General features: G+C 73.5%; 14 protein-coding genes. 9 read left to right on the top strand and 5 right to left on the bottom strand.

Annotated features, from left to right (window positions below):
• Positions 1-116: 116 nt before the first annotated feature.
• The 4 genes from IE274_RS30040 (at position 117) to IE274_RS30025 (ending at position 6533) form a co-directional block, all read left to right on the top strand.
• Positions 117-3554, top strand: coding sequence for a DNA polymerase III subunit alpha (locus tag IE274_RS30040; RefSeq protein WP_190119062.1), 3438 nt, complete (start codon positions 117-119; stop codon positions 3552-3554).
• Positions 3551-4519, top strand: a complete 969-nt coding sequence (locus tag IE274_RS30035; RefSeq protein ID WP_190119061.1) for a DNA polymerase Y family protein — start codon at positions 3551-3553, stop codon at positions 4517-4519. Before IE274_RS30040 ends, IE274_RS30035 begins: the two co-directional genes overlap by 4 nt.
• Before the next feature lie 313 nt (positions 4520-4832).
• Positions 4833-5510 carry a pentapeptide repeat-containing protein gene (locus IE274_RS30030; protein ID WP_190119060.1) on the top strand — a complete coding sequence of 226 codons (678 nt, stop codon included), beginning with the start codon at positions 4833-4835 and terminating at the stop codon, positions 5508-5510.
• A 147-nt stretch (positions 5511-5657) separates the two neighbouring features.
• Positions 5658-6533: an esterase/lipase family protein gene (locus IE274_RS30025; protein ID WP_190119059.1), complete on the top strand. Its 876-nt coding sequence runs from the start codon at positions 5658-5660 to the stop codon at positions 6531-6533.
• A gap of 121 nt (positions 6534-6654) precedes the next feature.
• Here IE274_RS30025 and IE274_RS30020 read toward each other — a convergent pair whose 3' ends face one another.
• Together IE274_RS30020 and IE274_RS30015 are read right to left on the bottom strand one after the other, a co-directional pair.
• The gene (locus IE274_RS30020) at positions 6655-7689 is read right to left on the bottom strand and encodes a lytic polysaccharide monooxygenase auxiliary activity family 9 protein (protein ID WP_190119058.1); all 1035 of its coding nucleotides are present in this window, start codon (positions 7687-7689) and stop codon (positions 6655-6657) included.
• Positions 7690-7925: 236 nt separating this feature from the next.
• Positions 7926-8621 (bottom strand): response regulator, encoded by a 696-nt coding sequence (locus IE274_RS30015; protein WP_233102970.1) that lies wholly within the window; start codon positions 8619-8621, stop codon positions 7926-7928.
• 243 nt (positions 8622-8864) lie between these two features.
• Between IE274_RS30015 and IE274_RS30010 the strand changes: the two genes are divergently transcribed.
• Genes IE274_RS30010 through IE274_RS29995 form a run of 4 tightly spaced genes read left to right on the top strand, consistent with a single transcriptional unit; the run spans position 8865 to position 12454 of the window.
• Positions 8865-9848, top strand: a complete 984-nt coding sequence (locus IE274_RS30010; RefSeq protein ID WP_190119130.1) for a Bug family tripartite tricarboxylate transporter substrate binding protein — start codon at positions 8865-8867, stop codon at positions 9846-9848.
• Complete coding sequence (locus IE274_RS30005) at positions 9845-10456, top strand: tripartite tricarboxylate transporter TctB family protein (RefSeq protein WP_190119057.1); 612 nt, start codon at positions 9845-9847, stop codon at positions 10454-10456. The genes IE274_RS30010 and IE274_RS30005 overlap by 4 nt, the downstream gene beginning before the upstream one ends.
• Position 10457: 1 nt before the next feature.
• On the top strand, positions 10458-11966 hold the full coding sequence (locus IE274_RS30000; protein WP_190119056.1) for a tripartite tricarboxylate transporter permease: 1509 nt from the start codon (positions 10458-10460) through the stop codon (positions 11964-11966).
• Entirely contained in the window at positions 11963-12454 is a 492-nt protein-coding gene (locus IE274_RS29995; protein WP_190119055.1) for a GNAT family N-acetyltransferase, read from the top strand. Before IE274_RS30000 ends, IE274_RS29995 begins: the two co-directional genes overlap by 4 nt.
• A gap of 46 nt (positions 12455-12500) precedes the next feature.
• Here IE274_RS29995 and IE274_RS29990 read toward each other — a convergent pair whose 3' ends face one another.
• The 3 genes from IE274_RS29990 to IE274_RS29980 all read right to left on the bottom strand — a co-directional run bounded on the left by IE274_RS29990 (position 12501) and on the right by IE274_RS29980 (position 14230).
• A complete protein-coding gene (locus IE274_RS29990; protein ID WP_190119054.1) occupies positions 12501-12650 on the bottom strand; it encodes a hypothetical protein in 150 nt (49 codons plus the stop codon).
• Positions 12651-12807: 157 nt separating this feature from the next.
• Entirely contained in the window at positions 12808-13317 is a 510-nt protein-coding gene (locus tag IE274_RS29985; protein ID WP_190119053.1) for a ribonuclease FAU-1 family protein, read from the bottom strand.
• Entirely contained in the window at positions 13298-14230 is a 933-nt protein-coding gene (locus tag IE274_RS29980; RefSeq protein WP_190119052.1) for a GNAT family N-acetyltransferase, read from the bottom strand. Before IE274_RS29980 ends, IE274_RS29985 begins: the two co-directional genes overlap by 20 nt.
• Before the next feature lie 73 nt (positions 14231-14303).
• Between IE274_RS29980 and IE274_RS29975 the strand changes: the two genes are divergently transcribed.
• Positions 14304-14696 (top strand): GntR family transcriptional regulator, encoded by a 393-nt coding sequence (locus IE274_RS29975; protein WP_190119051.1) that lies wholly within the window; start codon positions 14304-14306, stop codon positions 14694-14696.
• Positions 14697-14699: the final 3 nt, after the last annotated feature.

Genomic DNA, 14699 nt, shown 5'->3' with positions numbered 1-14699 from the left:
ATGACCGGCCCAAGAACCCGCGCGGGGGCCGTCCGGAACCTGCTATCGAACGTTGGTTCGAAATCTGGTCTATGGTGGTGGCGGGGACGAGAGAGCGGAAGGTTCAGGAGGTGCGTGTGCCAGGGTTCACGCATCTGCGCACCGTCTCCGGGTTCTCCCTGCGGTACGGGGCCTCGCACCCGGAGCGGCTCGCCGGGCGCGCCGAGGAGCGGGGCATGGACGCGCTCGCGCTCACCGACCGGGACACCCTCGCGGGCGCGGTCCGGTTCGCCAAGGCCTGTGAGAAGGCCGGGGTGCGGCCGCTGTTCGGGGCGGACCTCGCGGTGGACCCGCCGGAGCCGGGGGAGCGGGGCGGGCGGGGCGCGCGCCGTCGGACCCCGGTGCGCGGCGGTGCCTTCATCGACGAGTCGACCCCGCGGGTGACCTTCCTCGCCCGGGACGGCGCCACCGCCTGGGCCGAGCTGTGCCGTCTGGTCAGCGCCGCGCACCGGAGCGGCGAAGGCCCGCCCGTGCTGCCCTGGGAGGACTGCCGCGGCGACGGCCTGACCGTGCTGCTCGGCCCCGCGTCCGACGTCGGCCGCGCGCTCGCCGCCGGCCGCCCCGACCGCGCCGCCCGCCTCCTGGCGCCCTGGCGCGAGCGGTACGGCGACGCGCTGCGCCTCGAAGCCGTCTGGCACGGCCGCACGGGCACAGGGCCGGGCTCCCTGCGCCTGGCCGCCCGCACCGTCGGCTTCGCCGCCGAACAGCGTCTGCGCCCCGTCCTCACCAACGCCGTCCGCTACGCCGACCCCGGCCAGGGCCCCGTCGCCGACGTCCTCGACGCCGCCCGCCGCCTGGTGCCCATCGCCCCGGCCGGGCCCCACGACAGCGGTGAGCGGTGGCTGAAGGGCGAGGCCGCCATGCTGGCCGTCGCCGAGCGGATCGTGGAGGCCGCGGGGTTCCGCCGCGACACCGCGTACCGCCTGCTCGAACAGACGCGGGCGGCCGCCGCCGAGTGCCTGGTCGACCCGCAGGACGACATCGGCATCGGCTCGGTGCGCTTCCCCGAGCCGGGCCTGGTCGGCGCCGGGCGGCGCACCGCGCAGCGCGTCCTCGCCTCGCGGGCCGCGGCCGGGATGGTCCTGCGCGGCTACGACCGCCGCCCGGACGCCCGGACGTACTGGGAGCGGGTGCACCACGAGCTGGACATCGTCGCCCACCACGGGTACGCCTCCTACTTCCTGACGGTCGCCCAAGTCGTGGACGACGTACGGGACCTGGGCATCCGGGTCGCGGCACGCGGCTCCGGCGCCGGATCCCTGGTCAACCATCTGCTCGGCATCGCGCACGCCGACCCGGTCGAGCACGGTCTGCTCATGGAGCGGTTCCTGTCCACGCGGCGGCGGGTCCTGCCGGACATCGACATCGACGTGGAGTCCGCGCGCCGCCTGGAGGTCTACCGCGCGATCATCGGCCGCTTCGGCGCGGAGCGGGTGGCGACCGTCGCGATGCCGGAGACGTACCGGGTCCGGCACGCGATCCGGGACGTGGGCGCCGCCCTGTCCATGGACCCCGCCGACATCGACCGGATCGCCAAGGCCTTCCCGCACATCCGCGCCCGCGACGCCCGGGCCGCCATGGAGGAGCTGCCCGAACTGCGCGGGATAGCGGCCGAGGCGGAGGAACACGGCAAGCTCTGGGAGCTGGTCGAAGGGCTCGACGCGCTGCCCCGCGGTGTCGCCATGCACCCGTGCGGCGTGCTGCTCTCCGACGCGTCCCTGCTCGCCCGCACCCCCGTCATGCCCACCAGCGGCGAGGGCCTGCCCATGTCCCAGTTCGACAAGGAGGACGTCGAGGACCTCGGCCTGCTCAAGCTCGACGTCCTGGGTGTGCGGATGCAGTCGGCGATGGCGCACGCCGCCGCGGAGGTCGAGCGGGCCACGGGCACCCCGCTCGACCTGGACGCGATCCCGCCGGACGACTCGTCGACGTATCGACTGATCCGCTCCGCCGAGACGCTCGGCTGCTTCCAGATCGAGTCGCCGGGCCAGCGCGACCTGGTGGGGCGCCTGCAGCCCGCGGACTTCCACGACCTGGTGGTGGACATCTCGCTGTTCCGTCCGGGGCCCGTCGCCGCCGACATGGTGCGGCCGTTCATCGAGGCCCGGCACGGCCGCGCCCCGATCCGCTACCCGCACCCCGACCTGGCGGAGCCGCTGCGGGAGACGTACGGAGTCGTCGTCTTCCACGAGCAGATCATCGACATCGTGCACCTCATGACCGGCTGCGGGCGCGACGAGGCGGACCGGGTGCGGCGCGGGCTGTCCGACCCCGAGTCGCAGGGCCGCATCCGCTTCTGGTTCGCACAGGCGGCGGCCGCGAAGGGGTACTCCGCGGAAACGATCGCGCGCACCTGGGAGATCGTCGAGGCCTTCGGTTCGTACGGCTTCTGCAAGGCGCACGCCGTGGCCTTCGCCGTGCCGACGTACCAGTCCGCGTGGCTGAAGGCCCACCACCCGGCGGCCTTCTACGCGGGGCTGCTCACCCACGACCCCGGCATGTACCCCAAGCGGCTGCTGCTCGCGGACGCGCGGCGGCGCGGGGTGCCGGTGCTTCCGCTGGACGTGAACCGGTCCGCGGTCGCCCATCGCATCGAACTGGAGTCCGATTCGGGGGCGTGGGGCGTGCGGCTCGCGCTGTCCGACGTGCACGGCATCAGCGCCGCGGAGGCCGAGCGCGTCGCGGCCGGACAGCCCTACACCTCCCTGCTCGACTTCTGGGAGCGGGCCCGGCCGAGCCGCCCGCTCGCCGCCCGCCTCGCGCAGGTCGGCGCGCTCGACGCGTTCGGCGCCAACCGCCGCGACCTGCAACTGCACCTGACGGAGCTGCAGCGCGGCGCCCGCGGCGCGCGCGGCCCCCAGCTCCCGCTCCCCGGCGGCCACCGGACCGCCCCCGCCGGACTGCCCGACCTCGACGACGCGGAGCGCCTCAGCGCCGAACTGGGCGTGCTCTCCATGGACGCGTCCCGGAACCTGATGGACGATCACCAGGCCTTCCTCGACGAGCTGGGCGTGGTCTCCGCGCGCCGCCTGCGCACCGCGCGCCACGGCGACACCGTCCTGGTCGCGGGCGCCAGGGCCGCCACCCAGACCCCGCCGATCCGCTCCGGCAAACGCGTCATCTTCACCACCCTCGACGACGGCACCGGCCTGGTCGACCTCGCCTTCTTCGACGACAGCCACGACGCCTGCGCGCACACCGTCTTCCACTCCTGGCTGCTGCTCGTCCGCGGCGTGGTCCAGCGGCGCGGGCCGCGCAGCCTCAGCGTCGTCGGCGCGGCGGCCTGGAACCTCGCGGATCTTGTGGAGCTGCGCCGCGAGGGCGGCCTCGACGCGGTGGCGCCGCGCCTGGCCGAGCCGGGGGAGCCCCCCGCCGGGGCCGACCCGGTGCACGGGCGGCGCATCCGGATGGAGACCGGGTACGAGATGCATCCGTGGGCCGATCTCCAGCCGCCCGGCGAACGGGCCGCCACGGGGCGGAAGTTGTGGCACCAGAGTCCGGGGAGTGCGGGATGACCATCCTCTGCGTACGTTTCCAGCTGCCGCCGATGTACGAGGCGGCCCTGCCGGGGCTGCTCGGGCTCCTGGAGGAGTTCACCCCGGTCGTCGAGGCGCTGCCACCGGACGGCGCCCTCGCCGATCTGCGGGGCGCCGAGCGGTACTTCGGGCGCGGCGCCGCCGACCTCGCGCCGGTGATCCGGGTCCGGGCCCTCGCCCGGTACGGCGTCGACTGCGTGATCGGCGCGGGCCCGGGGCCGATGCTCGCCCGCATGGCGCTGCGCGAGGCCCGGCCCGGGGTGACCCGCGCGGTGCCCGGGGACGCCGCGGCGGAGTTCCTCGCCGACCAGCCCGTCGCCGCGCTCCCCGGCGTCGGCTCCAGGACCGCCCGCACCCTGTGCGAGTACGGCCTCGACACCCTCGGCCGGGTCGCCGCCGCGCCCCTGTCCACGCTCCAGCGCCTGGTCGGCACGAAGGCGGGCCGCGAGCTGCACGAGAAGGCGAACGGCGTCGACCGCGGCCGGGTGGTCCCGAACGCCGTCTCCCGCTCCCTGGCCACCGAACGCGCCTTCCCCCACGACGAGCTGGACCCCGACCGGCATCGCCGCGCACTGCTCTCGGCCGCCGAGGAACTGGGCACCCGGCTGCGCGCCCTCGACAAGGTCTGCCGCACCCTGACCCTCACCGTCCGCTACGCCGACCGCTCCGCGACCACCCGCAGCCGGTCCCTGAAGGAGCCGACCGCGCACTCGGCGGCGCTGACGAAGGCGGCGTACGGCATGTACGAGGCGCTCGGCCTCCAGCGCGCCCGGGTCCGGGCGATCACCCTGCGCGCCGAGGGCCTCGACCCCGCCGAGCAGGCCTCCTACCAGCTCACCTTCGACCCCCTGGACGAGCGGGCCCGCCGCATCGAGGCGGTGGCCGACCGGGCCCGGGCGAAGTTCGGGCCGGGGGCGATCGTGCCGGGGGCGTTGGCGGCGTAGGGCGCGGGGAGCGCAGGATCGGTTTGAGGGAACCGGGGCGGGGTCGGGCGGGAGCGTCGCTGTGGCCTCAACTCACCTTGTTCTGAAGTGAGTTGGGGTGGTGCGGCCTTGGACGGGTCGCCTTTGGTGACGCAGATCACATCCTGAATGGGGGTTTTATGGCGATTCTCTGCGGCTCCTCGAAGGCGTCCCGCCGCGATGGCTCGGGCGTCGGCGGCGGGCGTCCGGCGCCGCCCGATTGGGCCGCCCCCGCCCGGGCGCGATACAACGACGGCATCCCGCCCCCGCATCTCCCCCTCGGAGAGGACTCGCCATGCCCGCGACCCCGCGCCCCGCCACCCCTGCCCCCCGTGACCTCGCCGACCTCCCGTACGCCCACCGGCTCGACGTGTTCGCGGGGGAGCTGGGGCGCGAGGGCGACCACGAGTCCGTGCACTTCGACGGGGACGACTTCGTCGATCTGGACGGCGGCGGCACCACCTTCCTGGAGTGCGCCCTCTCCTCCGTGGCCGTCGAGGGTGGGCGCTACCGCCGGGCCCGCTTCACCGACGTCTGGACCCACCAGACCCGCTGGGTCGGCGCCGACCTGGCCGAGACCCAGTGGACGGACTGCGAGTCGGGCGCGGGGCTGCTCGCCGGGGTCGAGCTGTACGGCGCGCGCCTGCGTCGGATGGTGTTCCACCGCTGCAAGTTCGACTCGGTCAACCTGCGCGCGGCCGAGCTGCGCGATGTCACCTTCGTGGACTGCCTGCTGCGCGACGTCGACTTCGGCGGCGCGCGCCTCAAGGGGGTCGTCTTTCCCGGTACGACGCTGGAGCGCGTCCGCTTCGACAACGTCACCGTGGACCGGGCCGACCTGAGCGGGGCGGCGGCCCTCGGCATCGCCTCCGGCCTCGACGCGCTGCGCGGGGCGACGATCAGCGTGCTGCAGCTGATGGAGCTGGCGCCGGCGCTGGCGGAGCTGAACGGGCTGCGGGTGGCGGACGCGTGAGCGGCGCTGGATTTTTTACCCGCGCGTAACTTCACACTTGCACTACCGGCTCGTAATTTAGCGTGACCACGTCAATCTCGTGTCCCGGGTCACAGGGCGATCGTTACCCAGTCCTCGCACTGCCTTGAGTCGCAAGGAGATCACCCGATGCTGCCCTGGAGACGAGCGCTGCGCGCGCTCACCGCCGCCCTGATCGTCGCGGGCGCCGCCACCCTCACCCCCACCGCCACGGCCGCCGAAGCCCCCGCCTCCCGTACCTCCGCCGCTGCCGTGTCGAGCGGCTGGAACGACTACGGCTGCACACCGTCCGCCGCCCACCCCCGCCCGGTCGTCCTCGCCCACGGCACCTTCGGCAACTCCGTGGACAACTGGCTCGTCCTCGCGCCCTACTTGGTCAACCGCGGCTACTGCGTCTTCTCGCTGGACTACGGCCAGCTGCCGAACGTGCCGTTCTTCCACGGGCTCGGCCCGATCGACAAGTCGGCCGAACAGCTCGACGGTTACGTCGACAAGGTGCTCAAGGCGACGGGCGCCAAGGAGGTCGACATCGTCGGGCACTCGCAGGGCGGCATGATGCCCCGCTACTACCTGAAGTTCCTCGGCGGCGCCGAGAAGGTGAACGCCCTGATCGGTCTCGGCCCCGACAACCACGGCACGACCCTGCTCGGCCTGACCAGGCTGCTGCCCTACTTCCCGGGCGTGCAGGACCTGTTGTCGGCGGCAACGCCCGGACTCGCCGACCAGATCGCCGGGTCGACGTTCCTCACCAAGCTGAACGCGGGCGGTGACACCGTGCCCGGCGTGCGCTACACCGTGATCGCCACCAAGTACGACGAGGTCGTCACGCCGTACCGCTCGCAGTTCCTGACCGGACCCGACGTGCGCAACGTCGTCGTGCAGGACCTCTGCCCGGTGGACCTCTCCGAGCACGTGGCGGTGGGCATCCTGGACCGGGTCGCCCACCACGAGGTGGCGAACGCGCTCGACCCGGCGCACGCGACGCCGACGACCTGCCTGTCGTAGGCGTAGTCGGTCGTCGTTCTTCATGGCGCGCGCAGGGCCGCCGCCGCCCCGCGTCCGGGGTGGCGGCGGCCCGCACCTCTCCCTGGCCGCGGACGACTCACACGCGGCCGGGAGGACTCGGTCAGCGGCCTTGCCGGCCGCCGGCGGCCGCGCGGCGGCGGGTCGTCGCGAACATCGTGGCCGCGCCGGCCGCGAGCACCGCGGCGCCGCCGATCGCGAGGTACGGGGTGGTGCTGTCGCCGCCGGTCTCGGCGAGGTTCTCGTCGGCGGCGACGGGCTCGCCCGCGGCGCCCTTCACCTCGGGCTGGTTCCCGGAGCCGGAGCCGCCGGGCGCGGCCGCCGCGGCATCGCCGCTGTCCTTGCCGGAGTCCCCGGCGGGCTCGGCCTCGGTGACCTTGGCGCCGGTCTTCGCGTCGTTGTCGCCATGGCCGCGGTGCTCGACGGAGGACTTGTCCGCGCCGTCCGCTATCTCCTTCTCCGAGGGCGCGGAGGGCGCGGCACCGGCGGCCGCGCCGCCGCTGCCCTTGCCGAACACCACGTCGGAGCAGGTGTAGAACGCCTCGGGGGAGTCGGAGCGCTGCCAGATCGAGTAGACGAGGTGCCGCCCGGTCTTGGCCGGGACCTTGCCGCTGAACACGTACTCGCCGTTCACCAGCTTCGGGTCGGTCACCTTCGCAAAGGGCTTCGCCTCCAGGTCCGACCACTTCAGCGGCTTCCTCGGGTTGTACGAGTCCTTGGTGACGTACAGCTCGAAGGAACCGCGGTGCGGGGCGGTCGCCTTGTAGCGGAAGGTGTGGGCACCGGCGGCCAGCTTGGACGCGGGCCAGTCGGCGCGCGGCAGGTCGAGGCCCTTGAACTTGTCGTTCCCGGCGCTGCACAGCTTCCCGTCCGGGATGATCTCCTTCGACTCGCCCGCCGCGTTGGCGATGTTCACCCCGTTCCAGTCGTACAGGGCCTGCGTCCCCCCGGCCGCCACGACCGCCTTGCACGCCGCCGACCTGGGCGCCTCCGGGCCTTCCTGGAAGCACCCGGCCACCCGGCTCACCGGGTCCGTCATCGAACCGTGCGCGGCGGCGGGCCCCGCGGCGAACACGGTCAGGGCGAGCGGGGCGACACCCGCGATGGCGATGGCGACGACCTTGCGAGCAGCGGTCATGGGGGATCTCTCCTAGGGCGGCGTACAGGTGGGGGCGACGGGGCGCGAACCCCGCGGCGGGCGGGGCGCGAACCCCGCGGCGATCAGCAAGCTAGCCCCCGCACACCCCGAAATCCCCTGCTGGGACCGGGTGATGGCGATCCTTATGCTCCCGTTAAGGACCCCCTCAGCCTCCCCTCAGGTCACCCGCCACGAAGCCCCCGCCGACCCCGCACCACGCCGGCCGCGCCGCCCCCTCACCCCACCCACCGATACCTCCGCTCCGGCCGCCCCGCCCCGCCGTACCTCAAGGTCACCTCCGCCCGGCCGGTGTCCGCGAAGTACTCCAGGTAGCGGCGGGCGCTGACGCGGGAGAGGGAGCCCGCCTCGGCGCATTCGGTGGCGGAGAGGCCGGCGGGGTGGGCGCGGAGGGTGTGTTCGACCAGGTCCGCGGTGTGCGGGGCGAGGCCCTTGGGGAGTTCGCGGGAGCCGGGCGGGCGGGGGCCGAAGATCTGGTCGACGTCCTCCTGGCGGGCCTCGGCGAGGCCGTCCAGGCGGGCGCGCAGGGCCGCGACGTGCCGCAACTGCTCCTGCAGGGCCGCCTGGTTGAAGGGCTTGATCAGGTAGTGCAGGGCACCGGCGCGCAGCGCGGCCCGGACCACCTCCGCGTCCCGCGCGGCCGTGATGAACAGGACGTCCACCGGCGCCCGGCCGGGGTCCCGCTCCTCCGCCGCCCGCAGCTCCCGCAGCACCGTGATGCCGTCCATGTCCGGCAGATACACGTCGAGCAGGATCAGGTCGGGCCGCAGCCGCTCCGCCACGCGCAGCGCCTCCTGCCCGGCGTGCGCCACGCCCGCCACCGCGAACCCGGCCGTCGCCGCCACATGACGGCCGTGCAGCTTGGCGACCATGAAGTCATCGTCGACGACCAGCACCCTCGTCACCCTTGTCATCGGCGCAGGCTACGAGCGCGACCACAAGGACCACAACGTCCGTTGATTCCGGAAGAGAGACAGGTTCTTCACCCGCGGGCAACATGTGGGCCACCTCACACCCGCCGCACCCCCGGCTCCACGGGCCCGTCCCCCAGCGCAGCCCCGCCCCGAGCCCCCTCCGTCCCGCCCTGGCCCGACCCGTCCCGCTCGACTCCCCGACGTACCGAACAGGTGGTGGCACACGTGGCTCACGTGGCACTCGTGCGCTTGCGCACCCCCTTCGCCCTGCTCGGCGCCGCGCTCCTCGTCCTCGTGGGGCCACCGCTCCTCACCACGGGCAGCGGCGACGACACCGGCACCAAGATCCCCGGCCTGCGCCTCATGGTCCCCAACACCCCCGGCGGCGGCTACGACATCACCGCCCGCACCGCCGCCAAGAACGCCGAGGACGCCGGACTCACCCACAACATCGAGGTGTTCAACCTGCCCGGCGCGGGCGGCACCGTCGGCCTCAGCCGCCTCGTGGGCGAGCACGGCAACGGCAAGCTCGCCATGTCCATGGGCCTCGGCGTCGTGGGCGCCGCCCGCTCCAACCACGCCCCCAAGACCCTCGCCGACACCACCCCGATCGCCCGCCTCACCGAGGAGCAGGACGTCGTCGTGGTCTCGAAGGACTCCCCGTACAAGACCATCGGGCAGCTTGTCGACGCCTGGAAGGAGAAGCCCGGGAAGATGCCCGTCGGCGGCGGCTCCTCGCCCGGCGGGCCCGACCACATCGCCCCCATGCTGATGGCCCGCGCCGCCGGGATCCCGCCCAAGGACGTCAACTACGTGCCGTTCGACGGCGGCGGCGAGCTCCTCGCCTCGATCCTCGGCAGCAAGGTCGCCTTCGGCGTGTCGGGCGTGGGCGAGTACCTGGACCAGATCAAGTCCGGCGAGCTGCGGCTGCTCGCCGTCACCGGACCCGAGCGGGTCAAGGGCCTAGACGGACCGACCCTCAAGGAGTCCGGCTACGACGTGGACTTCACCAACTGGCGCGGCATCGTCGCCCCGCCCGGCCTCTCCGACGCCGAACGCGACAAGCTCACCGCCCTCATCAGGAAGCTGCACGACTCCAAGGAGTGGCGCGCCTCCCTGAAGAAGAACGGCTGGGACGACGCCTTCCTGACGGGGGACAGGTTCGGCGACTTCCTGGAGGCGCAGGACAAGCGCGTCGTATCCGTACTGAAGGAGCTGGGGCTGTGACGACCGCCGAACCCACAGGGCCCGCCGAACCCACGGGACCTGCCGAACCCACAGGACCCGCCGCACCCACGGGTCCCGCCGAAGCCGTCGCCCCCGACGGCGGTCCGCCCACCCGCCGCGCCTGGCTGCGTGAGCACTCCGAACTCGGCGTCTGCGTCATGCTGCTCGCCCTCGGCGTCATCGTCCTCACCGACGCCCTCACCATGGACGTCGCCCTCACCCAGCGCGGACCGATCGGCCCGCGCACCGTCCCCATCGCCGTCGGCATCGGCCTGCTCGTCGTCTCCGTCCTGCTCGCCGTCGACGTGCTGCGCGGCGGCCGCGGCGAGGCCGAGGGCGGCGAGGACATCGACCTGTCCGAACCCGCCGACTGGCGCACCGTGCTGCTGCTCTCCGGGGTCTTCCTCGCCACCGCCGTCCTCATCGAACCCGTCGGCTTCCCCGTCGCCGGCGCCCTCCTCTTCTGGGGCGCCGCCTACGCCCTCGGCAGCCGCGCCGTCCACCGCGACCCGCTCATCGCGGCGGGCCTGTCCCTGGTCACGTACGCCGTCTTCAACAATCTGCTCGGAGTGCCGCTGCCCGGCGGCCCCCTGATGGGAGTGCTGTGACATGAACGCCTTCAGCTCCCTGATGGACGGCTTCGGCACCGCCCTCACCCCCGTCAACCTCCTGTGGGCCGCCGTCGGCGTGTTCCTCGGCACGGCCATCGGCGTGCTGCCCGGCATCGGCCCCGCCATGGCCGTGGCGTTGCTGCTCCCCGTCACGTACGGGCTCGAACCCACCGGCGCGTTCATCATGTTCGCGGGCATCTACTACGGCGCGATGTTCGGCGGTTCGACGACCTCGATCCTGCTGAACACGCCGGGCGAGAGCGCTGCCGTCGTGGCCGCCATGGAGGGCAACCCCATGGCCAAGTCGGGGCGCGGCGCGCAAGCCCTCGCGGCCGCCGCCATCGGCCACTTCGCGGGCGGCATGATCGGCACGATCCTCCTGGTCGCACTCGCCCCTAAGGTCGCCGACCTGGCCGTGGACATCGGCGCCCCCGACTACTTCGCCATCATGGTCCTGGCCTTCATCGCCGTGACCTCCGTCCTCGGCTCCTCCCGCATCCGAGGGCTGGCGTCCCTCTTGATCGGCCTCACCCTCGGCCTGGTCGGCCTCGACCAGATGACCGGCCAGCAGCGCCTGACCTTCGGCTCGCTCCAACTCGCCGACGGCATCGACGTGGTGATCGTCGCCGTCGGGCTCTTCGCGATCGGCGAGGCCCTGTGGGTCGCGGCCCACCTGCGCCGCACCAGCGGCCGGGCGATCCCCGTCGGCCGCCCCTGGCTCGGCAGGCAGGACGTCAAGCGCACCTGGAAGTCCTGGCTGCGCGGCCCCCTCATCGGCTTCCCGTTCGGCGCGATCCCCGCGGGCGGCGCCGAGATCCCCACCTTCCTCTCCTACGTCACCGAGAAACGCCTGTCCAAGCACAAGGACGAGTGGGGCAAGGGCGCCATCGAGGGCGTCGCGGGACCGGAGTCCGCGTCCTCGGCGTCGGCGGCGGGCACCCTCGTCTCCATGCTGACGCTCGGCCTGCCCACGACCGCCGTCGCCGCCGTCATGCTGGCCGCCTTCCAGCAGTACGGCATCCAGCCCGGGCCGCTGCTCTTCGAGCGCGAGTCGGAGCTGGTGTGGGGCCTCATCGCGTCCCTCTTCGTGGGCATGGTGCTGCTCCTGGCCCTGAACCTGCCGCTGGCCCCCGTGTGGGCCAAGCTCCTGCGCATCCCGCGGCCCTACCTCTACGCGGGCATCCTGTTCTTCGCGGCCGTCGGCGCCTACGCGGTCGGCGGCGAGGCCCTCGACCTGGTCGTCCTGCTGATCATCGGTCTGATCGGGTTCGGCATGCGGCGCTACGGACTGCCCGTCCTGCCCGCCGTCATCGGCGTCATCCTCGGCCCCAACGCCGAGCAACAGCTCCGCCGCGCCCTGCAGATCAGCGACGGCAGCGTGAGCGGCCTCGTGGACACGCCGTTCTCGGTGTCCGTGTACGCCGTCGTCGCGCTGATCGTGCTGTGGCCGCTGCTGCGAAAAGTGGCGCGCGGCCTGCTGAACTCCCGTCGTAACGTGACGGAATGACAGACAGGACCAACGAGGCCGATGCCCCCGGCACGCACACCCTCCGCCGCGCCGAAGCCGCCGACGTCCCCGTCGTGAAGGCGATCACCGACGCGGCGTACCACCACTACATCGACCGCATCGGCCGCATCCCCGCCCCCATGGAGTCGGACCACGCCGGCAACGTGGCGGCGGGGCGGGTGCACGTCGCCGTGGACGCAGCGGGCACAGTCGTCGGCCTCGTGGTCCTGTACGCCCACGAGGACCACCTCTACCTGGACAACATCGCCGTCCACCCCGACGCCGCCGGGCAGGGCCTCGGGCGCGTCCTCCTCGATTTCGTCGAGGCGCACGCCCGCGCCCTCGGCCTGCCCGAGATCCGGCTCTACACCAACGCCATGATGTGGGAGAACCAGAAGATCTATCCCCGGTTCGGCTACGACTTCGTGGAGCGGCGCGTAGAGGGCATCTACGACCGGTTCCACTACCGCAAGCGGCTCACGGACTGAGAGCGGGCCCTCGCGGACCCTGGAGCGCTCCGGGAGCCGCGGGCGGCTACTCGGCGGGCCACCAGACGCGCAGGACGTCTCTGCGGACCTCGGGGCGCTCCCGGGGCAGCCGCTCGGTGCCCTCGCGGGCCTCCCGGCTCTCCCTCGCGCGGCGCGCGGACTTCTCGACGGTCTTGTGCACGGTCACTCGGCGCATGACGGCCTCCCTGCCTACCCGTCCTGCCGTACCCACCGAAGAGCTCGGTGACACAGCGGTAGACCAGTCCGGGGAGCGTTTCTCATCGCGGGCCGCTTGTCAGTGGCGGGTGTCACGATCGGCGCCTGACCTTTGCAGCCCGCGTCGGCGTGCCGGATCACGGCGCCGGGTGGGTGCGCGGGAAGTGGCCGCCCTCCTTGGCCAGCAGTTCCAGGTCGTCCAGGGCCGCCATGGCCGCGGCCGCCGCGGCCGGGTCCGTGGCGGGGAGGGCGCTCGCGGCGAACTCGTCCTCGTCCAGGCGGAGGACGGCGGTGCCGTCCGCCGAGCACCAGAGGTCGAGGTCCAGGTCCTCCACCGTCAGGACGGCGTCCTCGCGTACGGCGGGGCGGGTCACGTCGCAGTACCAGCCCTTGAGGGACCCGTCCGCCGCGTACACCTCCTTGACGGCGTACCAGCGGTCCCGCCAGAAGTGCTCGACGAACACGTCGCCGGGCTCGAAGCGGACGAACCCGAAGTCCCGTACGCCCGCGCCCGCCCAGGGCGCCCGCACGGTGACGCGGGTGCCGTCGTCCGAGAGCAGCCGCGCCGGATAGCGGATCTTCGTGCGGCCCGCCTTGCGGAGGACGACCTCGACGGCGTCGGACCGGTCAGCCGAGGCTGCGGACATGACGTACCTCCGTGTCACAGATGTCGTACCCGAACCACTTGTTGATCGCGAGCATCGGCTCGTTGCCCGCGTCGTTGCCGGTGAACGCCTCCGTGCACCCGGCGGCCCGCGCCCGGTGCAGCGAGTCGTTCTTCGCCAGCTTGGCGAGCCCCCGCCCGCGGTGCGCCCGCGCGGTGCCCGTCATCCCGCTCGCGTACCGCGACGCGTCGTCCGTGCGCGCCAGGCTGAACGCCGCGGGCCGCCCGTCCACCACGGCCACCGTCGTCAGCTCCTGGCTCACCAGGGGGTGGTGCCAGGTCTCGGCCAGCCAGTGCTCGTAGTCGGTGAACTCTGCCGCCACGTCGCTCGGTTCGTCCGCGACCGTCTCGGCGTCCAGGTCGAACAGCGGGCGCGGGTCGGCGGCGAACTCGGCGCCGCTGCGCAGCTCCACGCCGGGCGGGGCCGCCGCCAGCGGCGGCAGCTCGCCGTTCGCCAGGTCGAGGCGGAGGAAGTGCGCGGAGCGGCTCGCGCGATAGCCGCGGTGCGCGGCGAACGCGCGGTTCTCCTCGGTGTCCAGGACCCAGGAGTACACGGTCGTCGCGCCCTTGCCCGCCAGGTACTCCTCCGCCGTGCGGACGAGCAGCGAGCCCGCGCCGACGCCCCGGTGCCCCGGATGGACGTAGACGTTCGCGAAGCTCTGGCCCGGCTCCGGGCTGTCGTACGCCATACCGGTCTGCGCGGTGCCGATCACCTCCCCGTCGGCCTCCGCGACCAACTGCCGGTAGTGCGCGTCGGGATGGGCGTGCGCCGCGTCGAACGCCACGGACGCGGACGTGGCCAGCATGGCGGGCACGCAGACGCGGCGGACCGCCGCGAACGCCGAGGTGTCCGCCGGGTCGGTGGGGCGCAGGGCGCGGACCAGGACTTCTGTCATGAGCCGGACGGTAGTCGGGGTGCGCGGGAGCCGCCTCTCCTTTTTCCCGGGCGGGGTGCGGGACAATCGCTGCGTGACGCTGAAGATCGTGATCGATGAGGGTGCGGAGGGGCGGGCCGTGGCCGCGCCGTACGAGCAGGTGCGGGCGCAGATCGCCGCGCAGGCGCGGGCCGGGAGCCTGCCGGTGGGGTACAAGCTGCCCACCGTGCGGGGGCTTGCCGAGGGGCTCGGCCTGGCCGCGAACACCGTCGCCAAGGCGTATCGGGCGCTGGAGGAGGACGGGGTGATCGAGACCCGGGGGCGCAACGGGACGTTCGTGGCCGCGGCGGGGGACGCGGCCGCCCGGGGCGCGGCCGCGGCCGCGCAGGCCTACGCGGAGCGGGTCCGGCGCCTCGGCCTCTCCGAGGAGGACGCCGGGGCCGCCGTGCGGGACGCGCTGCGCGCGGCGTACGGCTCCGCCGGCTGAACC

It is taken from the genome of Streptomyces flavofungini (genome assembly GCF_014650815.1).
GTDB classification, from domain to species: Bacteria; Actinomycetota; Actinomycetes; order Streptomycetales; family Streptomycetaceae; genus Streptomyces; species Streptomyces flavofungini.
The sequence above is the reverse complement of the archived record's forward strand: the minus strand, read 5'-3'. Positions and strand labels throughout refer to the sequence as shown.